Genomic DNA, 23,489 nt, shown 5'->3' on the forward strand with positions numbered 1-23,489 from the left:
GCGGCCACCCACGGTCCCGCCGCCGGCCCAGGCCTGACGCCGACGCCGATTCGCGTGGCCAATCGGCCCGGGAACCGCGTCGCGAACCCCGCACCCGCCGCAGCCCCTACGAAAGGCCCACCCCGCGGAGCAGCCGTTTCGACGGCTTCGAGCCCTACGGGGACAGGTACGAGCCGCCGAGCGGCCCGACTTCCGGGGGCCGATACGAGAGCCGCGAACCGTACGAGCCGCCGTATGAACCGAGGCGCCGGCGTCCCCCGTCAACCGGCTCGAACGGAACCCATCACCCCATCTCCCAGGTCCGCTACCGGGGCGCCGGTTCGCAGGAACCGCCCCGCGAGCCGCACACCGAGCGGCGCAGCCGCACGCGGACGCCCGGCCGGTCGCATGGACGGTCGCCGGCGGAATCCTGGGAATACGACGTCTAGCACCGATCGCAAGCTCAGCGAACTGACCGGATCTCCCGCGGCAACGCGAACACCAGGGTCTCCTGTGCGGTCGTGACCGGCTGCACCACGTCGAAGCCGCACTCGGCCAGCCGTGCCAGCACGCCCTCGACCAGGACCTCGGGAACCGACGCCCCGGAGGTGACGCCCACCGTGGTGACGCCTTCCAACCAGGCCGGGTCGATGTCGTCGGCCCAGTCCACCAGATGCGCGGCCGCGGCCCCGCCGCCCAGGGCGACCTCGACCAGCCGCACCGAATTCGAGGAATTGCGGGACCCGACGACGATCACCAGCTCGCACTCGGGTGCCATCGCCTTGACCGCCACCTGGCGGTTCTGGGTCGCGTAGCAGATGTCGTCGCTGGGCGGATCCTGCAGCTTGGGGAACCGTTGCCGCAACCGCTCGACGATTTCCATGGTCTCGTCGACCGACAGCGTGGTCTGTGAGAGCCACACCACCTTGTTCTCGTCACGCACGGTCACGTTGTCGACGGCGGCGACCCCGTCGACCAGCTGCACGTGGTCGGGCGCCTCCCCCGCGGTCCCGATGACCTCCTCGTGGCCTTCGTGGCCGATCAGCAGGATGTCGTAGTCGTTGCGCGCGAAACGCCTGGCCTCGTTGTGCACCTTGGTCACCAGCGGGCAGGTGGCGTCAATGGTGTGCAGATTCCGGTCGGCGGCCGCGGCGTGCACCGTGGGCGCCACGCCGTGCGCGGAAAACACCACGATGGCCCCCTCGGGAACCTCGTCGGTCTCCTCGACGAACACCGCGCCGGCCTTTTCCAGGGTGGTGACCACGTGGCGGTTGTGCACGATCTCGTGACGCACGTAGACCGGCGGCCCGTGCTTTTCCAGTGCGCGTTCCACGGTCTCCACGGCCCGGTCGACGCCCGCGCAGTAACCGCGCGGTTCGGCCAGGAGCACTCGCTTGCGGACTGGGTCGCCGGCTGCCGAACGCGCTGGTCCTCCCACACGGCCGGGAATCCCCATGTCGATAGTCGGCGGCATGACGTCCAGGGTACTTACCGCGGACACGGGCTTGCCAGCTCGCGCCGGTGGGCTTGGAGTTAGCCGCCGCTTAGGGCAATCTTGGACCCATGGGCACTGCACCGTATGGAGTTCGGCTGCTGGTCGGCGCGGCAACAGTCGCGGTCGAAGAGACCATCAGGCTGCCGAAAACCATCCTGATGTACCCGATGACACTGGCCAGCCAGGCGGCGCACATCGTGATGCGCTTCCAGCAGAACCTCGCCGAGCTGGCTATCAAGGGCGATAGCACCCTCGAATCGATCTTCCCTCCCAAGGACGAGAAGCCGGAATGGGCGACCTTCGACGAGGACATCGATGACGCGGCCGACGGGGCGTCCGGCGCGTTGCAGGACGGCGGCGAGGGCGAGCGCAGGGCCGAGGGCCGGTTCGCCCTGTATTCCGTGGCCGACGCGCACGAGGACGCCAGCGCCCTGACCCGGCCCGCCCGGCAATCGAAGAAGCCGGCGGCCGGCGCCTCGGTTCCGCAACCGGAAGTGGTTACCGAGCTGGACTACACGTCGCTGACGCTGGCGCAGCTGCGCGCGCGTCTGCAGTCGCTCAGCGTCGACGAGCTCGAAGCCCTGCTGGCCTATGAGCAGGCCACCAAGGGCCGCGCACCGTTCCAGACGCTGCTCGCCAACAGGATCACCCGCGCGAACGCGAAGTGACCCCGGCCGTTACCTCCGAACCGAACTCCGCCGAGAATCCGTTTCCGGTGCGCGCGGTGGCCATCCGGGTCGCGGGCTGGATCGACAAGCTGGGCACCGTCTGGGTCGAGGGCCAGCTGGCCCAGATTTCGATGCGCCAGGATTCCAAAACCGTGTTCATGGTGCTGCGTGACCCGGCCGCCGACATGTCGCTGACCGTGACCTGTCCGCGCGATCTGGTGCTCAACGCGCCGGTGAAGCTGGCCGAGGGCACGCAGGTGGTGGTGCGCGGCAAGCCATCGTTTTACACCGGCCGGGGCACCTTCTCGTTGCGCCTGTCCGAGATTCGCGCCGTCGGGGTGGGTGAGCTGCTGGCCCGCATCGATCGGCTGCGCCGGCTGCTGGATGCCGAAGGACTCTTCGATCCCCGGCTCAAGCGTCCGATCCCTTTCCTGCCCAACATGATTGGACTGATCACCGGGCGGGCCAGCGCCGCCGAACGCGACGTCACCACCGTGGCGGCCGCACGCTGGCCCGGGGTGCGCTTCGCGGTGCGTAACACCGCCGTGCAGGGACCGAACGCGGTCGCCCAGATCGTCGAGGCGCTGGGCGAACTCGACCGCGACGCCGAGGTCGACGTCATCGTGCTCGCCCGCGGCGGTGGCAGCGTCGAGGACTTGCTGCCGTTCTCCGACGAGACGCTGTGCCGCGCCATCGCGGCCTGCCGCACCCCGGTGATCAGTGCGGTCGGCCACGAGCCCGACAACCCGCTGTGCGATCTGGTCGCGGATGTGCGCGCGGCCACCCCCACCGACGCGGCGAAGAAGGTCGTCCCCGACACCGCCGCCGAGCAGCGGCTGCTCGACGATCTGCGCCGGCGCAGCGCGCAGGCGTTGCGCAACTGGGTGACCCGCGAGCAACGGGCTCTGTCCCAGATCCGCAGTCGCCCGGTACTGGCCGAGCCACTGGCGGCGCTGACGGCGCGCGCCGAGGAGGTGCACCGCGCCCGCTCGGCGATGCGCCGCGACATCACCCGCTTGGCCGCCACCGAGACCGAGCGGGTCGGCCACCTGCGCGCGCGGCTGGCCACGTTGGGGCCGGCGGCGACACTGGCCCGCGGTTACGCCGTGGTGCAAACCATCGGGCCGACGAACCAGGTGCTCCGGTCGGTCGACGACGCGCCGGCGGGCACCCGGCTGCGGGTGCGGGTGGCCGACGGCGCCGTGGCCGCAGTGAGCGAAGGACCCTCCGATGGCGCGTAAAAACGACGGCGGGGACGACGCCGCCGTCCCTCAGGAGAGCGAATCAATTACACCTATTAGTCACCTGGCGTATGAAGCCTGCCGGGACGAACTGATCGAAGTCGTGCGGGTGCTCGAGCAGGGCGGCCTGGACCTGGATGAATCGCTGAAGCTCTGGGAAAGGGGCGAGCAACTGGCTAAACGGTGCGAGGAGCACTTAGCTGGCGCCCGCAAGAGGATCGAGGATGCGCTCGCGGCGGGCGAGCCTGAGGATGCCTGAATCCGGCGACATCAGGGGCTTGGATGACAATCTTTTTCCGAACTGGAACACGTTTCAGTTATGCTTTAGGCCATGGGTGATCCATCGCTGACGGCCGAACTCGGCCGTGTCCTGGTCACCGGGGGCTCCGGCTTCGTCGGCGCCAACCTGGTGTCCACCTTGCTCGACCGCGGGCATTTCGTGCGTTCCTTCGACCGTGCGCCCTCGCCGCTCCCGGCGCATCCGCAGCTGGAGGTGCTGCAGGGTGACATCACCGACACGGCCGTGTGCGCCCAGGCGGTCGACGGCATCGACACCGTCTTCCACACCGCAGCGATCATCGACCTGATGGGCGGTGCATCGGTGACCGACGAGTACCGCAAGCGCAGCTTCGGGGTCAACGTCGGCGGCACCGAGAACCTGGTCCGCGCCGGGCAGGCCGCCGGGGTACAGCGCTTCGTCTACACCTCGTCCAACAGCGTCGTCATGGGGGGTCAGAACATCGCAGGAGGCGACGAGACGCTGCCCTACACCAACCGTTTCAATGACCTCTACACCGAGACCAAGGTGATCGCCGAGCGATTCGTGTTGGGGCAGAACGGTGTTGATGGACTGTTGACGTGTGCGATTCGCCCCAGCGGCATCTGGGGCCGGGGCGACCAGACGATGTTCCGCAAGCTGTTCGAAAGCGTGATCGCCGGCCATGTCAAGGTGCTGATCGGCCGCAAATCGGCCCGGTTGGACAACTCCTACGTGCACAACCTGATTCACGGTTTCATCCTGGCCGCCGAACACCTGACGCCCGGCGGCACCGCGCCCGGCCAGGCGTACTTCATCAACGACGCCGAGCCCATCAACATGTTCGAGTTCGCGAGGCCGGTGGTCGAGGCGTGCGGAGAGAAGTGGCCGCGAGTCCGGGTGAACGGGCCCATCGTGCGCGCGGCGATGACGGGTTGGCAGCGGCTGCACTTCCGATTCGGGATACCGGCGCCACTGCTCGAACCGCTCGCCGTCGAGCGGTTGTATCTGGACAATTTCTTTTCGATCGCCAAGGCGTCGCGCGACCTCGGTTACCAGCCCCTATTCAACACCGAGCAGGCGCTGTCGGAATGCCTGTCGTACTACGTCGAGATGTTCGACCAGATGAAAAGGCACGCGCTGGTGGGCAAGGCATCCGCCTAGCGGAAGCTCACCATGTCGCTCCCCCAGGCCGCGCGGATGTCGGCGTCCACGTCGTACGCGACGGCGTCGCGGCGGCCGATGATCAGACACGCACGGTCATTCTCGGCATACGACGGCCACGCCGGGTCGCCGGCGGGGCCCGCGGGCGTGGCGTGCGCGGCGAAGTTGATCCAGCGGGTACGCACCCGCTTGGACACCGCCTTGGCGGCCTTGGTGCCGCCCAGCTTCAGCGTGGGATCCTTGGGCGCGCCGAGATTGCCCCACACGAACGGCAATTCGGTGGCATGAGCGGCGCCAACCATCAGCAGCTTCAACAACGGTGTGGCGTAATCGAACCGGTACAGATACACCGGCGCCACGCGGGAGTGCCCCTCGGCGAGCCACACCGACGGCATTCGGAAACCGACGTCGGTCGCGATGCTCAAACTCCGTGCCCTGCGCCGCATTCGCGAATACGCCGAACCGATCTCCTGCTCGGTCGGAAGCTGCAGATCGGGTTGTTCGGCGGCGATCTGGTTGAACATCGACGTGATCGCGCTCGGCGTGATCGGCATCAGCGGCGAGCGCATCAACCGGAAGAGCGCCGCCTCGTGCTTGTTGGTGCCGATGATCAACGGGACCGGATGTGAGCGGCCCTCTTGGGCGAGCTTGACCGGATAGTCGCTGACCACATCGCCGTCGACGATCGGGACGAACGCCAGCGTGCCCGGATTGCGCACCGGCACTTCGTCGAACACCTGTTGCGTCGCGGTCAGGATGGCCGCCATCGGGATGTCGATCAGCCGCCGGGACTCGGTCGGGGCGACTCCCAGCCGGTCGAGGAACGCCCGGGCCACCCGGCCGGCACGTTCGCGGTCGTACACCGAAGTGGCGGGCGAGCTCTGCGCGATCGCCCGGGCGAACAGACCCTCGGCCGCCGGGCTGGCCAGCAGCGTGGTGACCATCCCGGCCCCGGCGGACTCGCCGAACAGCGTGACCCGCCGCGGATCACCGCCGAACGCGGCGATGTTGTCGCGCACCCATTCCAGCGCCGCCAGCGCGTCGCGCAGCCCGACGTTCGAGTCGAAATGGCGCCCACCGGAATCGAACGACGACAGGTCGAGAAAGCCGAGCACCCCGAGCCGATAGTTGACGGTCACCACGACGACGTCGCCGTGGCTGACCAGCCTGTGGCCGTCATACAGCGTCTGGCTGCTCGACCCCAGGACGTAGGCGCCGCCGTGCAGCCAGACCATCACCGGTTTGGCGTCACCGGGCTGGGTGTCAGACGATGCCCAAACGTTGAGCCGCAAGCAGTCTTCGCCCTGCGGGCCGCCCAGATCCAGTGGCATGTTGGGAAATACCGGTTGCGGGCAGGCCGGACCGAACGCGGTGGCGTCGGCGACGTCGGCACTGCGCGCGGGCGGCCGCGGCGCGCGGAAACGCAAGTCGCCCACCGGCGCCGCCGCGTACCGAACGCCCTTCCACGCCTTGACGCCGTTTTCTTCGATGCCCCGGACCGGGCCGTAGCCGGTTTCGACCACCAGATCGTCGTTAGCCATGAGCGTGCGAAATCTCCTGAATGATCCTAGAAAAGGCGTTGCGTGAGGAACTCGACCACGCGCTTACGCGCCTCGTAGGCGGGATGGCCGTCAAGCTCGCGGACCTCCTCGGTGAGCACCGAGTGCGCCATCTTGCCGAAGCCGTGCTGATTGGCGGGGCCCGAATCGATGTCGATCACCTCGAAGGCGTCGCCGAGGCGCTGCTTGAGCGTCGCGAACCGCTCACCGGGCGCCATCTTATCCTCGCTGAACCGCAATCCCATGGCGCACAGGCCGTCGTTGGCGCACCGGTCGGCCACGGTGGCCAGCTCGGATTCGCTCAAGCCGGGGTCGCGGCGCCGCGCCGCTCCGAGCGGGAACGGGACCGACGGCTGCGACAGCACCGGCGCCAGCACGCTGTCGTCGACCGCCGCGGCCAGCGCGAAGCCGCCGGTGAAGCACTGGCCGATCACCCCGACGCCCTTGCCCGGCGTCGACGCGTTGAGGTCACGGGCCAGCGCACGCAGGAACGACGCCACCGGTCGCTGCTTGTTCAGCGCGAGCGCCGCGAATTCCCTTGCCACACAAGCACGTCCGATGGCGCCAAGGAGGTAACCTGCCGTCTTGGCCTTGCCCGGCTGGCCGAACAACGACGGCATCGCGACGGTGAACCCGTTGTCCACCAGATGATTACCCAGGGTGAGCACGCCCGGATGGATCCCCGGGATCTCCGGAATCAACACCACCCCGGGGCCGCTGCCCTTGCGATAGACGTCATGGGTGTAGCCGCCGGCGCTAAACGGCGCCGCCGACCATCCGGACAGATCAGCCTCCGGTGCAGTCACGTTGACGCCCCTCTGCTTGCGCTGGTGGATTAGCGGCTCGGCAAAGGCGGTTGCGATTGCGTCGCCGACGCCAGCGTACGGAACTGATCGGTGTTTCCGGCGCCGGTTATCGCAATTTGGGTGGCGCCGCCGGGGCCGGGCAGCCGGGTCGTCCATATCGGCTCGGCGTCTGCGCCGTTCTGACCGGAGCCCTGATAGACCACCCAACCGGTGCCGCCGACGTCCACGGTCCCCGTCGGGTAGGCCGACTGGTGAATCGAATTGACCAGCTTGTCCTCGTCGGCGTTGCTCTGGGTCAGGCTCAGGTATAGCCCGGTCGGGGTGATGTACCCGACCACCGAAACGGGCGCGTTCAGCCGTTGACCGCTCGCGGGGTCGGTCCGGCCGCCCTGGATGCCGCCGCGGTGGCCGGAGTTGGCCTGCCAGCCGGTGGGCAGCTGCGGCTGGCGGATGGGAAAGCCGAGCGCGGAGGCGTCGGCGCGCAGGGCGGCACCGGCGTCATACGACGGGACGGGGCCCTGGTGGTGGCCGAACTGGACCGAGCACATGCCGAGCATGCCGGCCAGCACGATGCACCCGATGACCAGCGGTATCAGGGACCAGAACATGTCCCGGCCGTCCTGCAACAACCGGGGTTTGGCCGGCCTGGGGGCGGGGCCCGCTTGCGGAGGCGGCGCGCCGGAGGCGCTCCCATCACGCTGGGAATTCAGCGGCGGCTCCTCCGTCATCCCCCAAGTATCCCAGTTCCAGCGGACCGATCCGCTTCTGGGACAATCGGCAACCATGACAGTTGAGGGTGACCACTCGACCGCCGCCGCCGGCGGGGCCCCCGCGCAGGGCAGACCGCGCGGTGAGGCCCCAGACCGCAACCTGGCTCTGGAACTGGTACGCGTCACCGAGGCCGGGGCCATGGCCGCAGGTCGCTGGGTCGGCCGCGGCGACAAAGAGGGCGGTGACGGGGCGGCCGTCGACGCGATGCGCGAGCTGGTCAACACCGTGTCGATGCGCGGCGTCGTCGTCATCGGCGAGGGCGAAAAGGACCACGCGCCGATGCTCTACAACGGCGAGGAGGTCGGCAACGGCGACGGCCCCGAGTGCGACTTCGCCGTCGACCCGATCGACGGCACCACGCTGATGAGCAAGGGCATGCCCAACGCCATCTCCGTCCTGGCGGTGGCCGACCGCGGCGCGATGTTCGACCCGTCGGCGGTGTTCTACATGAACAAGATCGCCGTCGGGCCCGAGGCCGCCGACGTGCTCGACATCACCGCGCCGATCTCCGAGAACATCCGGGCCGTCGCCAAGGTGAAGGCGTTGTCGGTGCGCGACATGACCGTGTGCATCCTGGACCGGCCGCGGCACGCCCAGTTGATCGAGGACGTCCGCGCCACCGGGGCCCGCATCCGGCTGATCACCGACGGCGACGTGGCGGGAGCGATCTCGGCGTGCCGGTATTTGTCGGGCACCGACATGCTGGCCGGGATCGGCGGCACGCCGGAGGGCATCATCGCCGCGGCCGCCATCCGGTGCATGGGCGGCGCCATCCAGGCGCAGCTGGCGCCGAAGGACGACGAGGAGCGCCACAAGGCGATCGACGCCGGCCACGACGTCGACCGGGTGCTGACCACCGAGGACCTGGTGTCCGGGGAGAACGTGTTCTTCTGCGCCACCGGGGTCACCAGCGGTGACCTGCTCAAGGGCGTCCAGTACTACCCCGGCGGGTGCACCACCCAGTCGATTGTCATGCGGTCGAAGTCGGGCACCGTCCGGATGATCGAGGCCTACCACCGGCTTTCGAAGCTCAACGAGTACTCCGCCATCGACTTCACCGGCGATAGCTCCGCCGCCTATCCCCTGCCCTGACCACCGATCCAAGAACGAGGAAGACCCATCTATGGCCTTGAACGACTCTGATGACACCGAGTACCGCATCGAGCGCGACACCATGGGGGAGGTCCGCGTACCGGCAAGGGCGTTGTGGCGTGCGCAAACCCAGCGCGCCGTCGAGAACTTTCCGATCTCGGGCCGCGGCCTGGAGCGCACCCAGATCCGCGCGCTGGGCTTGCTGAAGGGCGCGTGCGCGCAGGTCAACAAGGACCTGGGGCTGCTGGCGCCGGAGAAGGCCGACGCGATCATCGCCGCGGCCGGCGAAATCGCCGACGGGCAGCACGACGACCAATTCCCCATCGACGTGTTCCAGACCGGTTCGGGCACCAGCTCCAACATGAACACCAACGAGGTGATCGCCAGCATCGCGGCCGCCAACGGTGTGACGGTGCACCCCAACGACGACGTCAACATGTCGCAGTCGTCGAACGACACCTTCCCCACCGCCACCCACATCGCGGCCACCGAAGCCGCTGTGCGCCATCTGATTCCGGCACTCGAGGTGCTGCATGACGCGCTGGCCGGCAAGGCCCGCGAGTGGCGCACCGTGGTCAAGTCGGGCCGCACCCACCTCATGGACGCCGTCCCGGTGACGCTCGGCCAGGAATTCAGCGGCTACGCCCGCCAGATCGAGGCGGGCATCGAGCGGGTGCGCGCGACCCTGCCCCGGCTCGGTGAGCTGGCCATCGGCGGCACCGCGGTCGGCACCGGCCTGAACGCCCCCGACGGCTTCGGCGCCAAGGTGGTCGAGACGCTGGTCGCCTCCACCGGCCTCAGCGAATTGCGCACGGCCGCAAACTCGTTCGAGGCCCAGGCGGCGCGCGACGGGCTGGTCGAGGCGTCCGGCGCGCTGCGCACCATCGCGGTGTCACTGACCAAGATCGCCAACGACATCCGCTGGATGGGATCGGGCCCGCTGACCGGCCTGGCTGAAATCCAGCTGCCCGATCTGCAGCCCGGCAGCTCGATCATGCCGGGCAAGGTCAATCCCGTTCTGCCGGAAGCGGTTACCCAGGTCGCCGCGCAGGTGATCGGGAACGACGCCGCGGTGGCCGTCGGCGGCTTGTCCGGTGCCTTCGAGCTCAACGTCTACATCCCCATGATGGCCCGCAACATCCTGGAGTCCTTCAAGCTGCTGACCAACGTGTCGAAGCTGTTCGCCGAGCGTTGCATCGTCGGTCTGGCGGCCAACGTGGAGCACCTGCGCGAGCTGGCCGAGTCGTCGCCGTCGATCGTGACGCCGCTGAACTCGGCGATCGGCTACGAGGAGGCCGCCGCGGTGGCCAAGCAGGCACTCAAGGAGCGCAAGACGATTCGCCAGACGGTGATCGATCGCGGCCTGATCGGCGAGAAGCTGTCCGAAGAAGAACTGGACCGGCGGCTCGACGTGCTGGCGATGGCCAAGGTCAAGCCCGAAGACTGAGCCACCCCATCATCCGATGACGGCGGTGCTCGACGAGAGTAAGGGTGGTTTTCCATGACGGCTCCTCCCGGTGGCCCCTACGGCCAGGGGCCCTACGGAAGCAATCCGTATGGGCAGGACCCGAATTGGGGCGCGCAGCCGCCGGCCGGCGGTCCCGGGCCCTACCCGCAGGGTGGTGCCGGCCCTTACCCGCAGGGCGGCCCCGGGCCCTATCCGCAAGGCGGTCCCTACGCCTACCCGCCGGGTGGCCCGTACCCGTATCCGCCGCCCGGTGGCCCCGCCTACCCGAACCAGCCGTATCCCCAACCCGGACAGCAGTTTCCGCCGGGGGGCCCGGGCGGCCCGTATCCCCCGGGACCGCCGCCGCGTGGGTCCGGGTCCAAGCTGCCGTGGTTGATCGTCGCCGGTCTGGTCGTGCTCGCGGTGATCGCGCTGGTGGCGACGCTGTTGGTGATGCGGGGCGGCCACGACAACAAGCCGGCCGCCACGCCCTCGACCACGAGCACGTCGGCCTCCCCGCCGAAGAACTCCGCACAGAACGCGACGGATTGCACCCCGAACGTGTCCGGCGGCGAGATGCCCCGCACCGACTCGATCGCCGCAGGCAAGCTGTCGTTCCCGGCCGGCGCGGCGCCGGGCGGGTGGACGGTGTTCTCCGACGACCAGGGCCCGAACCTGATCGGCGGGCTCGGTGTCGCCCAGGACGTGCCCGGAGCCAATCAGTGGATGATGACGGCCGAGGTCGGCGTCACCAATTTCGTTGCCAGCATGGACCTTACGGCGCAGGCCACGAAGTTGATGCAATGCATCGTCGCCGGCCCCGGTTACGCCAACGCCCAGCCCACGCTCGGGCCGACGAAGTCGTCGTCGATCACCGTGGACGGCACCAAGGCGGTCCGCGTCGACGCCGACGTCACGATCGCCGACCCCAGCCGCAACGTGAAGGGCGACTCCGTCACCATCATCGCGGTCGACACCAAGCCGGTCACCGTCTTCATCGGCAGCACCCCCATCGGTGACGCCGCTTCGGCGGGCCTCATCGGGAAGATCATTGCCGCGCTGAAGGTCTCGAAGTCCTGACGCGGATCGGCTAGCCAGCGGAGCCCGTCGGCGCCGAGACGTGGGTGGCCTCGGATCGCCCGCGCAGCACCGTCGAATAGCACTCGGCCCACTGCTTGCGCTCGGCCTCCCCCGCGGCATCGACGGCACCCGCCGAACACAGGATGCGCCGGTCGGAGGTTTTGGCGAGGTCCGCCAGTCGCGCGGCCTCGTTGACGGCGTCGCCGATCACGGTGTACTCGTAGCGGTTCTCAGCGCCGATGTTGCCGGCGAACACCCGCCCCGCGGAGACGCCGATGCCGAAATCGACCGGTAGCCGCCGCAGCTGGGAGCCCAGCGCACGAGCGGTCGCCAACGCCGACGATGCCGGTTCGTTCGTCGGCAACGGCACGCCGAAGACGGCCAGCACGGCGTCGCCGGCGAACTTGTTGACCAGGCCGTGGTGTTCGTCGACCGCGTGCACCACGATCCGGAAGAAGTCGTTGAGCACCTCGGCGACCTCCTGCGGGGGGCGGCTTTCCGCGAGCCGGGTGGAACCCACCAGGTCGATGAAGAGCACCGCCGCTTCGACCACGTCGCCCGACAGGGAAGCCCCCTCGTTGAGGGCGCGCTGCGCGACGTCGGCCCCGACATGTCGTCCGAACAGGTCACGCAGCCGGTCCCGCTCGGCGAGACCGGCCACCATCCGGTTGAATCCGGTTTGCAGACGGCCGATTTGGGAACGTTCGTAGGCGCCGACGTAGGTTTCGATGCGGCCGTGCTCGACCTCGGCCATCGCGTCGACGACCTCGCCGACCGGATCCGAGATGGACCGCGAGGTCAAGATCATCGTCGGCAGCCCCAGCACCAGCGCCGCCAACGACACCACCAGAATCGGCACGTCCAACGACGCGGACTTCTCGATCAGCCATCCATACGACCGCAACACGACCAGCGTCGCGATCACGGCGATGGGGAACGCGCTGCACAGGAACCACAGCAGAACCAACCGGGCGTACACGCTCGGCACCGCCAGCCGCGGCTCGGCGCCCAGCGTGGCGGCACGCATGATGGGCCGCAGGGTGCGCTGCGCGAGCAGCATCCCGGTGCCGGCGGCGGCCGACCCGCCGAGCAGTACGCCGAGGCAGATGGGCAGCAGAAGCCGCGGCCCGCCACCGAGATTCAGCAGGATGAAGATGCCGCCGGTCAACGCCCACGACGTCACCAGGATCGCCGACTGACGCCCGGCCAGCTTCACCACGGCTTCGCGTTGTTGCGGGGTGGGTTCGCCGCCCGCGACAAACCAGCGCACGGTGGGAGCCAGGCTCACGGCACCGGCCACCGCGACACTGACGATGCCCAGCACGATGAGCAGGATCACCGGCGCAGTGTTCTGCCGCGCGAAGTCCGCATTGGCGCCCACGGAAGTGTGGCCCCGCAACGGAATCAGGATGGCGGCCGCTTCGACGACGGCCAACGCGTAGGACAGGCTGAGATCGAATCCGTATTGAAACAGCCATCGCCTAACGGACTTTCGCCCTCCGGTGGCCGCCCGCTGCGCCGTACCGCGCCACCGTCGCGGAAGCCGATCTCGAAGCCAGCCCACGGTGATCACCTTACAAACGTAGCCGCGGGCGACCCGAAAAGTGTGCTACGCACCGTTGTTCGGCCCGCCCGAGTTCTGCCCAGGGATGTCGGTGATCGGGAAGTTAGGCATCGGTTTGGGCGAGGGCGTGTTGGGCAGCGTGGGGATGTCGGCGGGCGGGATGTCGTGCAGACCGTTGACCGGTGGGCCGTTGTCGCGGCTGCCGTAACTGCTGCCGGGCGCTCGCGGTCCCAGCAGGTCGCTGACCGTCACCATCCGATAGCCGTTCGCCCTGAGCACCGGAATGAACTGATACACCAGATCGACGGTGCTGGAATAGGTGCTGTGCAGCAACACCACCGAGCCCGGCTTGATGTAGGTCATCAGCATGTAGCGGGTGGCGGCCGTGTTCGAGTCGTTCGCCCAGTCGAAAGGGATGACGTCCCAGAGGATTTCGGCGAGCCCGTATTGGCCGGCGGTCTGGCGCACCACGGGGTCGGACAGCCCGCCCGCGGGGCGATACAGGTTCGGGGTGCGCCCGGTCGCGGCGGTGATCGCGTCGTTGGCCTTGGTGAACTGGGCGGCGATGTCCTCGCGCGGGATCGTGGTCATGTTGGGGTGTTCCCAGGTGTGGCTGCCGATCTCCATCCCGGCGTCGGCGATGCGCTTGGCGCCGGCGGGGTTGGCGGCCACCTTGTTGCCGATCAGAAAGAACGTCGCCTTGGCGTCGTTCTCCTTGAGGATCTGCAGCAACCGCTCGTCGAACGGCCCCGGCCCGTCGTCGAAGGTCAGGGCAACGCATTTGACGACCGAGCAGCTGAGGTCGTCGGCGCGGGTCACGTGACCCGTGAGCCCCCCGATCACCAGCACCGCGACCGCGGCCGCCACGCCGACCACCGTGCGCCAGTAGCGCCAGGTGAGGGTGTCGGGTCGTTTCGCCACCGTGGAAGTTTATCGAAGGCGGTCCTGCCCGGGACCGAGCGCGCTGGTCAGGCGATCACTGCGGACCCGCGATCTCCTCGAGCATCTCGGTGACCAGGGCGGCGATCGGCGATCGCTCGCTGCGCAACAGCGTGATGTGGGCGAACAGCGGATGGCCCTTGAGCTTCTCGATCACCGCGGCGACCCCGTCATGGCGGCCCACCCGCAGGTTGTCGCGCTGGGCGATGTCGTGGGTGAGCACCACCCGCGATCCGGTGCCCAGCCTCGACAGCACCGTCAGCAGGACGTTGCGCTCCAGCGATTGGGCCTCGTCGACGATGACGAAGGAGTCGTGCAGCGACCGTCCGCGGATGTGGGTCAGTGGCAGCACCTCGAGCATGCCGCGCGATTGCACCTCCTCGAGCACGGCCGGGCTGGCCAGCCCCTCGAGGGTGTCGAAGACGGCCTGCGCCCACGGGCCCATCTTCTCGCTCTCGCTGCCCGGCAGATAGCCCAGCTCCTGACCGCCGACGGCATACAGCGGCCGGAACACCACCACCTTGCGCTGGGTCCGGCGCTCGAGCACCGCCTCCAGACCGGCGCACAGCGCGAGCGCCGACTTGCCGGTGCCGGCCTTGCCGCCCAGCGACACGATGCCCACCGACTCGTCGAGCAGCAGGTCGAGCGCCACCCGCTGTTCGGCCGAGCGCCCGCGCAGCCCGAACACCTCCCGGTCGCCGCGAACCAGCTGGACGCGTTTGTCGGCGTTGACCCGGCCCAGCGCATGAGAGCTGCCGCCGAGCAGCCGAACGCCGGTGTGGCAGGGCAGGTCTCGCGCTTCGGCCAGATCGATCTCGCCGTCGGTGAACAGCGCGTCGATGTCCTCGGTGGCTGTCTCGATCTCGCGCATGCCCGACCAGCCGGAGGCCACCACGTCTTGGGCGTGGTACTCGTCGGCGGCCAGGCCCACCGCGGCGGCCTTGACCCGAAGCGGAATGTCCTTGCTGACCAACGTGACTCGCTTGCCCTCAGCGGCCAGGTTCGCGGCGCAGCTGAGGATCCGCGAATCGTTGCTGTCATTGCGGAAGCCGCTGGGCAGCACCGTCGGGTCGGTGTGGTTGAGCTCGACGTGCAGCGTACCGCCTTGTGTCCCAATGGGAATGGGCTGATCTAGGCGACCGTGTTCCAGCCGGAGATCGTCGAACAGCCGCAACGCCTGGCGCGCGAACCAGCCCAGCTCGTGATGGTGGCGTTTGGCCTCCAGCTCGCTGATCACCACCAGCGGAACAACCACCTCGTGTTCGGCGAACCGGCTGCACGCCCAGGGGTCGGACAGCAGCACGGAAGTGTCGATCACGTAGGTCCGGATTTCGGTCACGTAGCGCTCCTCGAGCGGGATGAGCCCGCGCGGACCCGCACAGGCATGTCGACGGGAACCGCAGCACCAGGACCGGGGCCGGTCCTTCCGTTGTGGTGACGGGAGGTGCCGCCCTGGCAGCAAAGCTTGACGCTGACCATCGAGAACGACGCTACTCCCGTGGTCGTCTGCCCGCTGCGCAGGCGCGCCGACGTTGTGGCCGCGCGCGCAGATCGCTTAGCCGACGACGAACTGCTTGAGGGCGGGCTCGTCGGCCACACCCCATGCGGCGATGCGGTCGGAGATCGCCTGGCGCAGCTGCTCCGGACCGAAAATGCCTGCCTTGTCGACGTTTCGCACCTTGTCCGCGTACGCGTCGATGTCGGCGCCGGGCACCTCCAGGTCGGCCGCGCGGGCGGCGATCGCCGCGATGGTCTCGTCGCGGGTGTACTCGAGGCAGTGCGCGACGAGGTTGGAGAAGAACAGTTCATGCCGGCGCTCGTCCCGGGCGATCCTGTCCACCAGGCCGGCCAGGATGGGCTCCTCGAGTTGCGCGGCGAGGTTCTCGCAGAACACGGCGTGGGTGCGTTCGACGAACGCCATGTGCACCAAGATCTCCACCTGCGAGTAGGTCTCGGCGCGGTAGCCCTTCATGACGTACTGGACGCGGGCCTCTTCGTTGGCGGTCGGATCGACCTCGCGGGTCACCACCAGGTACTCGCGCAGCGCGATGGCGTGCAGGTGCTCCTCCGCGGTCCACCGGCCCAGCCAGCGGCCCCAGTAGTCCTCGAGGATGAAGTGCTCGACCAGCTCGCGGTGGTGCGCGGCCAGGTTGTCCTTGAGCAGCAACATGATCTCGCAGGCGTCGGTCAACGGCCTCGGCAACGTCATCGACGACGGGTCCCAGTCGCGCCCACCGAGGAAGGCGAAGTTCTCGCCCCGTTCGAACGGCACATAGTCGTGCGCGAACCAGAGTTCTTCGGTGGACAGGTGGCGGTCGATGTTCGCTTCGACGACCGGCTCGAGTTCCAGGGTCAGCGCGTTAGCGACAGGTCTTTCGGCCATGAGATAACTGTAACCCGCGTACACAGGTTCATGAAATCGACCGGGTCGTGTCGCGCCAACTGGTGACTTAGGTCCTCGAAGCCGCTGCGCCCCGGCTACCGGCCGACCGGGCTCCACTCAGGTAGCCCTTGGTACGGCGGAGCCTAGAGCGTCAGGCCCGGGTAAAGCGGGTTGGCGGCCAACAGTTCGGCCGCGGCCGCCTTGACCCGTTCGGCGGTGCCGTCGGCCAGTGAATACTTGGCCTTGGAGGAGCCCTCGGGTTCCGTGTTGGTCAGCACGTCGATCATCAACTCGGCCACTCGATCGAAGTCGTCGGCACCGAAGCCGCGGGTGGTCAGCGCGGGGCTGCCGAGCCGGATGCCGCTGGTATACCAGGCGCCGTTGGGGTCGGCGGGGATGGCGTTGCGGTTGGTGACGACGCCGGCGTCCAGCAACGCCGACTCCGCTTGACGTCCAGTCAAGCCAAACGAGGTGACGTCGAGCAGCACGATGTGGTTGTCGGTGCCCCCGGTAACCAGCCGGGCGTCGCGCTTAAGGAAGCCGTCGGCCAGGGCCTGGGCGTTGTCGGCGACCCGTGCCGCGTAGTCCCGGAACGCAGGTTGCCTCGCCTCGGCAAGCGCGACGGCCTTGGCCGCCATTACGTGTGACAGCGGCCCGCCGAGCACCATCGGACAGCCCTTGTCGACGGCGTCGGCGTATTCGGGTTGGCACAGGATGAGGCCGCCGCGGGGACCCCGCAGCGACTTGTGCGTCGTCGTCGTCGTGACATGGGCGTGCGGCACGGGGTCCTCGTCGCCGGTGAACACCTTGCCCGCCACCAGGCCGGCGAAATGCGCCATGTCCACCATCAGGGTGGCGCCCACCTCGTCGGCGATTTCACGCATCGTCGCGAAGTTGATCCGGCGCGGGTAAGCGGAGTAGCCCGCGACGATGATCAGCGGCTTGAACTCGCGCGCGGCGGCCGCGACTGCACCGTAGTCGACGAATCCGGTGTCCGGATCAGTGCCGTAGCTGCGCTGGTGAAACATCTTGCCGGAGATGTTGGGCCGGAACCCATGGGTGAGGTGGCCGCCGGCATCCAACGACATGCCCAACAACCGCTGGTTGCCCAGTTCGGTGCGCAGCTTCTCCCAGTCGGCCTCGGACAAATCATTTACGTGCTTGACTCCCGCCTTGGCCAGACCCGCCGCCTCGACCCGGGTCGCCAGGATCGCCCAGTAGGCAACGAGGTTGGCGTCGATGCCCGAATGGGGCTGCGCGTACGCATGCGGGGCGCCGAACAGCTCTCGGGCGTGCTCGACCGCAACGCTTTCGACGGTGTCGACGTTTTGGCATCCTGCGTAGAACCGATGTCCGATGGTGCCCTCGGCGTATTTGTCTGACAGCCAGGTGCCCATCGTCAGCAGGACCGCAGGCGACGCGTAGTTCTCGCTGGCGATCAGCTTGAGCGAATCACGTTGGTCAGCGAGCTCTTTGCGCGTGGCCGCGGCGATGCGTGGTTCGACGGACTCGACCACCTGCAGTGCGGCTCGGTAGGCAGCGGTCGCGGTGTCGGCATATTCGCTGCCCGGTGACGTGGTCGAGATGGCGGTGCGGGTCAAGTCGGCTGACATGAGAACAAGACTAGTCGGCCCGCTGACCCCACAGCGAGGCCGCTCGCGCTATCCAGCGGCACGTTTAGCCAGCCCAGCCGTCGGGCTTTTCGGCGCCCCTGCGACACTTGGACCATGCCGCGGCTTAGCGAGCCGAGCCCGTATGTGGAGTTCGACCGAAAGCAATGGCGTGCGCTTCGTATGTCGACGCCGCTGGCCCTCACCGAGGAGGAGTTGGTCGGCCTGCGCGGTCTGGGTGAACAGATCGACTTGCTCGAAGTCGAAGAGGTCTACCTGCCGCTGGCCCGGCTCATTCACCTGCAGGTCGCGGCGCGGCAGCGATTGTTCGCCGCCACCGCCGAATTCCTCGGCGAACCGCAGCAAAACCCCGACAGGCCGGTGCCGTTCATCATCGGCGTGGCCGGCAGCGTGGCGGTCGGCAAGTCCACGACCGCCCGTGTGCTGCAGGCTCTGTTGGCGCGCTGGGACCATCACCCGCGGGTGGACCTGGTCACCACCGACGGCTTCCTGTACCCGAATGCGGAACTGGACCGGCGAAACCTGATGCACCGCAAAGGATTTCCGGAAAGCTACAACCGCCGGGCGCTGATGCGGTTCGTGACCTCGGTCAAATCCGGTTCGGATTACGCCTGCGCGCCGGTGTATTCGCACCTGAAATACGACATCATTCCGGGGGCCAAGCACGTGGTCCGTCACCCCGACATTCTGATCCTCGAGGGCCTCAACGTGCTGCAGACCGGTCCAACGCTGATGGTGTCGGACCTGTTCGACTTCGGCGTGTACGTCGACGCCCGGATCGAAGACATCGAGCAGTGGTACGTCTCGCGGTTCCTGGCCATGCGCAGCACCGCGTTCGCCGATCCCGAATCGCACTTCCACCACTATTCGGCGCTCAACGACACCAAGGCGGTGGCCGCGGCCCGCGAGATCTGGCGATCCATCAACCGCCCCAACCTCGTCGAGAACATCCTGCCGACCCGGCCGCGGGCCACCCTGGTGCTGCGCAAGGACGCCGACCACTCCATCAACCGGCTGCGGCTGCGCAAGCTCTGACGCCGCGGCCGGCCTGGCCGATCACGCCTCGAGGCGACGCAATCCCAGGTACTGCAGGCCCGCGAACGCCGCCGTGTAGGCGGCGGTGGCCAGTGTCAGCGCGACACCGGTAGCGGTCAGCGGCAGCGCTTCCGCGGCCACGATCGAGGCCAGCGTGAATGCGACGTTGACCACCAACACGCTGATGCCGACGCCGCGCAGGTCCGGCAGCGCCCCGAGGCTGAACACCAGCAGCCCGGCCAGCACGAACAAGACGCCCACGCCGTACTCCTGGAAGGACGTCAGGCCGGTCAGCGACGAAAGCGGGTCGGCGAGGAACGCGATGGTCAGCCCGAACAACCCCGTCAGGGTCGCGTCGGCGCGCACCGCGAACCGCAACAGCGAGTCGGTCGCGTCGTAGAGGGGCCTGGTTGGGATGCCGGATACGCCGGTAACAGAGCTCATGTGCTTACTCCTCGCGGTGGCGGGTGGGGTCGAACAGCTTTGAGGGTGCCGCCAGTGCACTGCCATATCGACTCGTGGCACTGCCAACTCATGCCACGGATACAAAGACGAGGTGGTTCACCCGGCTATTCCCGTCGGCGGGTAAATATTTGACACGCGCCAGTCTGCGGGCCCAGTGGCCCCACGGGTCACAGGAGCGTGGGCACCGCGCTGTGCCACCCGGCGGTCGCGCCCCACGTGGTACCCGGGCTAGTCGCTGGGAACCGGGATCCGTCCCCGAAGATCGGCGGCGATCAGCCGGGCCGCGGCGTTCTGCCAGTTGTGCAGCGAGCGCTGGGGCACCTCGGTGACGAACCAGTGCCAGGCCTGCCGCGCGATCGGATCCAGACCCGAGGCGGTGGCGTTCTGCGCGTAGGCGCGAACGCCGACGACGTAGGGGAAATACAGCGAGTTGTAGTACCGCCACTCTTCGGTGGTGCCAAAATCGCCGCCGTCGCGCGGCTTGAGCCGCGAGATGCCCTCGGCCAGCACCGCCTTGAGTTCGTTGGCCCGCTCGATCGGCTGGTCGGGCGCGCCGCGGGCGGCCAGCCGCTCGTCGATCACCGGCAACGCCGTCAGCGGGCTGGCGACCAGCTTGCTCAGGTCACCGTAGTGGCCCAGCGCCCGGCGGGTGAGCCGCACGAAAGTGACGTCGTCGACGCCGGCGAGCGGGTGCTCCTGGCGCAGCGGAAGCGCCGCCCCGGTGTGCCGCAGCGCGGCCCGATCCGCCCGCAGCGCAGGCGATTTCGAGAACGCCAGCCGGTCGAGCACCCCGGCCAGCGGATCGGCGAGCACCTGCACGGTGATCGCGATCGCCAGGCTGGTGAACAGCAGCACCGTCAGCGCGGTCCGCGCGGCGGGGTCGTCGCGGGTCACCGCCAACCCGATCAGCGCCTGGCCGCCGAACAGCACCGCCACCGCCACCGAACCGGCGAACGACCGGAGCATGTCGGGACGCAGCGCGTGGCCCTCGTCGAACGCGTCCCACAGCGCCACCGCGACCCCGAGCCCCAGGACGTCGCAACTCGTCGACGCCAGCGCGACCCAGCTGGGCACCAGGCCCAGCGGAATGATCAGGATCGCGTTGGCCAGCGCGAAGAACAGCGTCGCTGTGACGGCCAGTCCCACCGAGAGCCTCGGCCGGCGCGGGCGGCGCAACGCGACCGCCCCGGCGCCGAGGGTCGACACGGAGATCACCGCGAACATCACCCAGTGACCCGGCCGCAGCGGCCCGTCGACGCTGCCGGCCAGCACCGCCCCGAACAGGGTCAGCGCGGCGACGCCGGCCACGAGCAACACCTCGCGGGTGCGCGAGCGCCAGCCGTCGCTGGGCCGGGACAGCTCGACGAGCACCGCGAACCACGCGACACCGGGGACGGCCGCCAGGTAGATCTCGACCCGGCTCAGCAGCTGGGCATGGGCGGGGCTGGCGGTCCGAACCGCATCCAGGCCCACCACGAGCGCGAACCCGCACAGTCCGATCGCCGCCAATACCAGGACGGGCTTGCGCGGATCGCGGGACAGCAGATACAGGCCCAGCCAGGCGCTCAGCGTGAACACCACCGCCGACAGCGCAGCCATGTCCTAAGTGTGGCACGCAGCCGGGCCGGCCCTTAAGAGCTTCGTGGCTACTTGCCGTGCCGGCGATCCCGCCGGCTGTAGTCGCGCAGCGCGCGCAGGAAATCGACGCGGCGGAATGCGGGCCAGTGCGTTTCGCAGAACCACATCTCCGAATAGGCGCTCTGCCACAGCAGAAATCCGGACAGGCGTTGCTCGCCCGAGGTGCGGATCACCAGGTCGGGGTCGGGCTGTCCGGAGGTGTAAAGGTTCTCGGAGATGGCATCGACGGTCACCGCGTCGACGAGCTCCTCGGCGGTGGCGCCGTTGGCCAGCTCCTTGTTCAGCAGCGCGCGGACCGCGCCGACGATCTCCTGCCGGCCGCCGTAGCCGACGGCGACGTTGACGTGAAAGGGCGCGACGCTGGGCGTGGACTCGACGGCGTCGCGCAATCGGCGGGCCGGCTCGTCGCCGAGCAGTTCCAGGTCCCCGACCGTGCGCACGCTCCAGCGGTTGGCCGGCGCGCAGATCTCCTCGACGACGTCGGTGATGATCTCGATCAGCCCGGCCAGCTCGTCGGGATCGCGCTGCAGGTTCTCGGTGGACAGCAGGTAGACGGTGGTCATTTCGACACCGGCCTCCTGACACCAGCGCAGCATCTCGGCGATCTTGGAGGCGCCCATCCGGTAGCCGTAGCTGACGTCCTCGTATCCCGCGTCGCGGGCCCACCGGCGGTTGCCGTCGCACAGCACGGCGATGTGGCGCGGGAGCTGGGACCTCGAGGCGGCCAGGCCCTGCCTCAGCCGCAGCTCGTAGACGCGGTACAGCGGCTCTTTGAGGCGCGGCGGAATGATTTCCACGACCATTCACCCTACTGCCAGCGGTGATCTATTCACCGGTTCTCGTTTCGGCCCGGTCACCTGAGCAGCCGAGACGGTGCTGTAACCATCCCTGACTACTCTGGCTCTTGAACAGCCCCTGGCGACTTCTGAATCCCGCGTTGCGACGACAGATTCGAAGACAAAATCAGATGCGAAGACAAGACACAGGAGCCATGAGCAGCCCGACCAGCACCGTCCCCAACCCGGACCCCGACCGCGAGTCGATGGTTCCGGGCAACACCGTCGAACAGCTCGTCGAGGGTGCCGCCCAGTACTTGGGCAAGCCCAGGATGCGCGGCTGGATCCACTTCGTCTCGGCGTGGCTGGCCATCATCACCGGCGCGACGCTGGTGTCGGTGTCGTGGGCCGTCGCCTCACCGCGCGCCGGCCACTCGACACTGGTCTACGCCGCGGCGACGGTGGCCATGTTCGCGGTCAGCGCCACCTACCACCGGGTGCACTGGAAGTCCGACGTCGCGCGCAGCCGGATGAAGCGGCTCGACCATTCGATGATCTTCGTGTTCATCGCCGGCAGCTACACGCCGTTCGCACGGCTGGTCATGCCGCAGAACACCGGCGTGCTGGTGCAGTGCATCGTGTGGGGCGGCGCGGCGGCCGGGATCGCATTGAAGATGTGCTGGCCGACGGCGCCGCGCTGGGTGGGCGTGCCGCTCTATCTGGTGCTCGGGTGGGTGGCCGTCTGGTTCGCTCCGACGATCCTGCACCAGGCCGGCGTGGCCGCGATGGTGCTGTTGGCGGTGGGCGGCGTGTTCTACAGCGTCGGCGGCATCTTTTACGGCCTGCGCTGGCCGGACCCGTGGCCGCGGACGTTCGGCTATCACGAGTTCTTCCACGCCTTCACCGCGATCGCGGCGATTCTGCACTACATCGCCATGTGGTTCGCGGTCTTCTACACCGGCGACCACGCCTGGCTGGCGGGCGGCTGAGGCCGCAACGTCCCGCTAGGCCTGGGGGACGTCGTCCTCCGGCGACCAGTAGGCCTTCATCGAGGCGATCTTGCCGCTGCCGTCGAAGACCATGACGTCGATCGGCTCGATCACCATCCGGTGCTCGCCCGCGGTCACGGTCAGCCGGAATTGGAAGGCCGCCTCGTTGCCGGCGACGCGCAGCGTCACCAGTTCGCATTCGCGCTGCAGGTCGTCGACCGCTGAGTAGAAGCCGTGGATCGCCTGCCGCCCGATGTGCACCTCGCCGCCGACCGGGTCCTCGACGGTGGCGTCGTCGGCGTACAGCTCGACCAGATCATCGGCGCCGCCCTTGGCGACCAGTTCGATGTAACGGTTGACCGTGTTCCGGATCGCTTCGGTCCTGGCGGCATTCGGCATGGGACGCAGGGTAACCCCGCGCTAGTGATCGGGGACACCCAGGGCGGCCGCCAGTTCGGGCGCGCTGGTGACCGGCAGGTCGCACACCTGGCCGCGGCACACATACGCGGCA

Annotated in this window: 23 protein-coding genes; 9 read left to right on the plus strand and 14 right to left on the minus strand. The window is 68.5% G+C overall.

What is annotated here, in order from left to right:
• Positions 1-442: 442 nt before the first annotated feature.
• A complete protein-coding gene (locus DQP58_RS18715) occupies positions 443-1,453 on the minus strand; it encodes a 4-hydroxy-3-methylbut-2-enyl diphosphate reductase (protein ID WP_112709742.1) in 1,011 nt (336 codons plus the stop codon).
• An 89-nt stretch (positions 1,454-1,542) separates the two neighbouring features.
• On the opposite strand from DQP58_RS18715, the gene DQP58_RS18720 reads away from it, so the two are divergent.
• The 4 genes from DQP58_RS18720 (at position 1,543) to DQP58_RS18735 (ending at position 4,803) form a co-directional block, all read left to right on the plus strand.
• Complete coding sequence (locus DQP58_RS18720; RefSeq protein WP_112709743.1) at positions 1,543-2,142, plus strand: lipid droplet-associated protein; 600 nt, start codon at positions 1,543-1,545, stop codon at positions 2,140-2,142.
• Positions 2,139-3,383, plus strand: a complete 1,245-nt coding sequence (gene xseA, locus DQP58_RS18725; RefSeq protein WP_112709744.1) for an exodeoxyribonuclease VII large subunit — start codon at positions 2,139-2,141, stop codon at positions 3,381-3,383. Before DQP58_RS18720 ends, xseA begins: the two co-directional genes overlap by 4 nt.
• The gene (locus tag DQP58_RS18730) at positions 3,373-3,642 is read left to right on the plus strand and encodes an exodeoxyribonuclease VII small subunit (protein ID WP_240629955.1); all 270 of its coding nucleotides are present in this window, start codon (positions 3,373-3,375) and stop codon (positions 3,640-3,642) included. Before xseA ends, DQP58_RS18730 begins: the two co-directional genes overlap by 11 nt.
• A gap of 72 nt (positions 3,643-3,714) precedes the next feature.
• Positions 3,715-4,803, plus strand: a complete 1,089-nt coding sequence (locus tag DQP58_RS18735; RefSeq protein WP_112709745.1) for a 3-beta-hydroxysteroid dehydrogenase — start codon at positions 3,715-3,717, stop codon at positions 4,801-4,803.
• On the opposite strand, the gene DQP58_RS18740 is transcribed toward DQP58_RS18735, so the two are convergent.
• Genes DQP58_RS18740 through DQP58_RS18750 form a run of 3 tightly spaced genes read right to left on the minus strand, consistent with a single transcriptional unit; the run spans position 4,800 to position 7,896 of the window.
• Positions 4,800-6,344 carry a carboxylesterase/lipase family protein gene (locus DQP58_RS18740; protein WP_112709746.1) on the minus strand — a complete coding sequence of 515 codons (1,545 nt, stop codon included), beginning with the start codon at positions 6,342-6,344 and terminating at the stop codon, positions 4,800-4,802. The genes DQP58_RS18735 and DQP58_RS18740 overlap by 4 nt on opposite strands.
• A gap of 26 nt (positions 6,345-6,370) precedes the next feature.
• The gene (locus tag DQP58_RS18745; RefSeq protein WP_112709747.1) at positions 6,371-7,168 is read right to left on the minus strand and encodes a dienelactone hydrolase family protein; all 798 of its coding nucleotides are present in this window, start codon (positions 7,166-7,168) and stop codon (positions 6,371-6,373) included.
• A 29-nt stretch (positions 7,169-7,197) separates the two neighbouring features.
• On the minus strand, positions 7,198-7,896 hold the full coding sequence (locus DQP58_RS18750) for a DUF4245 domain-containing protein (RefSeq protein ID WP_205869469.1): 699 nt from the start codon (positions 7,894-7,896) through the stop codon (positions 7,198-7,200).
• Positions 7,897-7,951: 55 nt separating this feature from the next.
• Between DQP58_RS18750 and glpX the strand changes: the two genes are divergently transcribed.
• The 3 genes from glpX to DQP58_RS18765 are packed head-to-tail and all read left to right on the plus strand — an operon-like array spanning position 7,952 to position 11,558.
• On the plus strand, positions 7,952-9,031 hold the full coding sequence (gene glpX / locus DQP58_RS18755; RefSeq protein ID WP_112709749.1) for a class II fructose-bisphosphatase: 1,080 nt from the start codon (positions 7,952-7,954) through the stop codon (positions 9,029-9,031).
• Between the two features lie 31 nt (positions 9,032-9,062).
• Positions 9,063-10,478, plus strand: coding sequence for a class II fumarate hydratase (locus tag DQP58_RS18760; protein WP_112709750.1), 1,416 nt, complete (start codon positions 9,063-9,065; stop codon positions 10,476-10,478).
• A gap of 54 nt (positions 10,479-10,532) precedes the next feature.
• On the plus strand, positions 10,533-11,558 hold the full coding sequence (locus tag DQP58_RS18765; protein WP_112709751.1) for a hypothetical protein: 1,026 nt from the start codon (positions 10,533-10,535) through the stop codon (positions 11,556-11,558).
• A gap of 10 nt (positions 11,559-11,568) precedes the next feature.
• Here DQP58_RS18765 and DQP58_RS18770 read toward each other — a convergent pair whose 3' ends face one another.
• The 5 genes from DQP58_RS18770 to DQP58_RS18790 all read right to left on the minus strand — a co-directional run bounded on the left by DQP58_RS18770 (position 11,569) and on the right by DQP58_RS18790 (position 18,057).
• Entirely contained in the window at positions 11,569-13,032 is a 1,464-nt protein-coding gene (locus tag DQP58_RS18770) for an adenylate/guanylate cyclase domain-containing protein (protein ID WP_112709757.1), read from the minus strand.
• A gap of 135 nt (positions 13,033-13,167) precedes the next feature.
• On the minus strand, positions 13,168-14,043 hold the full coding sequence (locus tag DQP58_RS18775; RefSeq protein WP_112709752.1) for a polysaccharide deacetylase family protein: 876 nt from the start codon (positions 14,041-14,043) through the stop codon (positions 13,168-13,170).
• Between the two features lie 55 nt (positions 14,044-14,098).
• Positions 14,099-15,400: a PhoH family protein gene (locus DQP58_RS18780; protein WP_112709753.1), complete on the minus strand. Its 1,302-nt coding sequence runs from the start codon at positions 15,398-15,400 to the stop codon at positions 14,099-14,101.
• 216 nt (positions 15,401-15,616) lie between these two features.
• Positions 15,617-16,444, minus strand: a complete 828-nt coding sequence (locus DQP58_RS18785) for an acyl-ACP desaturase (protein WP_112709758.1) — start codon at positions 16,442-16,444, stop codon at positions 15,617-15,619.
• A 143-nt stretch (positions 16,445-16,587) separates the two neighbouring features.
• Complete coding sequence (locus tag DQP58_RS18790; RefSeq protein ID WP_065055719.1) at positions 16,588-18,057, minus strand: glycine hydroxymethyltransferase; 1,470 nt, start codon at positions 18,055-18,057, stop codon at positions 16,588-16,590.
• Positions 18,058-18,171: 114 nt separating this feature from the next.
• Here DQP58_RS18790 and coaA point away from each other — a divergent pair, with 114 nt between their 5' ends.
• Positions 18,172-19,110, plus strand: a complete 939-nt coding sequence (gene coaA, locus DQP58_RS18795; protein WP_044487112.1) for a type I pantothenate kinase — start codon at positions 18,172-18,174, stop codon at positions 19,108-19,110.
• Positions 19,111-19,131: 21 nt separating this feature from the next.
• Here coaA and DQP58_RS18800 read toward each other — a convergent pair whose 3' ends face one another.
• The 3 genes from DQP58_RS18800 to DQP58_RS18810 all read right to left on the minus strand — a co-directional run bounded on the left by DQP58_RS18800 (position 19,132) and on the right by DQP58_RS18810 (position 22,010).
• A complete protein-coding gene (locus tag DQP58_RS18800; RefSeq protein WP_112709754.1) occupies positions 19,132-19,554 on the minus strand; it encodes a hypothetical protein in 423 nt (140 codons plus the stop codon).
• A gap of 249 nt (positions 19,555-19,803) precedes the next feature.
• A complete protein-coding gene (locus DQP58_RS18805) occupies positions 19,804-21,174 on the minus strand; it encodes a hypothetical protein (RefSeq protein ID WP_066860136.1) in 1,371 nt (456 codons plus the stop codon).
• A 47-nt stretch (positions 21,175-21,221) separates the two neighbouring features.
• Entirely contained in the window at positions 21,222-22,010 is a 789-nt protein-coding gene (locus DQP58_RS18810; RefSeq protein ID WP_112709759.1) for a (2Z,6E)-farnesyl diphosphate synthase, read from the minus strand.
• A 194-nt stretch (positions 22,011-22,204) separates the two neighbouring features.
• Between DQP58_RS18810 and trhA the strand changes: the two genes are divergently transcribed.
• Entirely contained in the window at positions 22,205-22,978 is a 774-nt protein-coding gene (gene trhA, locus DQP58_RS18815) for a PAQR family membrane homeostasis protein TrhA (protein ID WP_112709755.1), read from the plus strand.
• A 15-nt stretch (positions 22,979-22,993) separates the two neighbouring features.
• Here the strand turns inward: trhA and DQP58_RS18820 are convergent, their stop codons facing one another.
• Together DQP58_RS18820 and DQP58_RS27655 are read right to left on the minus strand one after the other, a co-directional pair.
• Positions 22,994-23,377 carry a nuclear transport factor 2 family protein gene (locus DQP58_RS18820; protein WP_112709756.1) on the minus strand — a complete coding sequence of 128 codons (384 nt, stop codon included), beginning with the start codon at positions 23,375-23,377 and terminating at the stop codon, positions 22,994-22,996.
• A gap of 21 nt (positions 23,378-23,398) precedes the next feature.
• Positions 23,399-23,489, minus strand: a 91-nt coding sequence (locus DQP58_RS27655) for a hypothetical protein (protein WP_430916275.1), incomplete at its 5' end; no start/stop codon positions are given.

It is taken from the genome of Mycobacterium colombiense, assembly GCF_003284975.1.
In the GTDB taxonomy this organism is placed as follows: Bacteria; Actinomycetota; Actinomycetes; order Mycobacteriales; family Mycobacteriaceae; genus Mycobacterium; species Mycobacterium europaeum_A.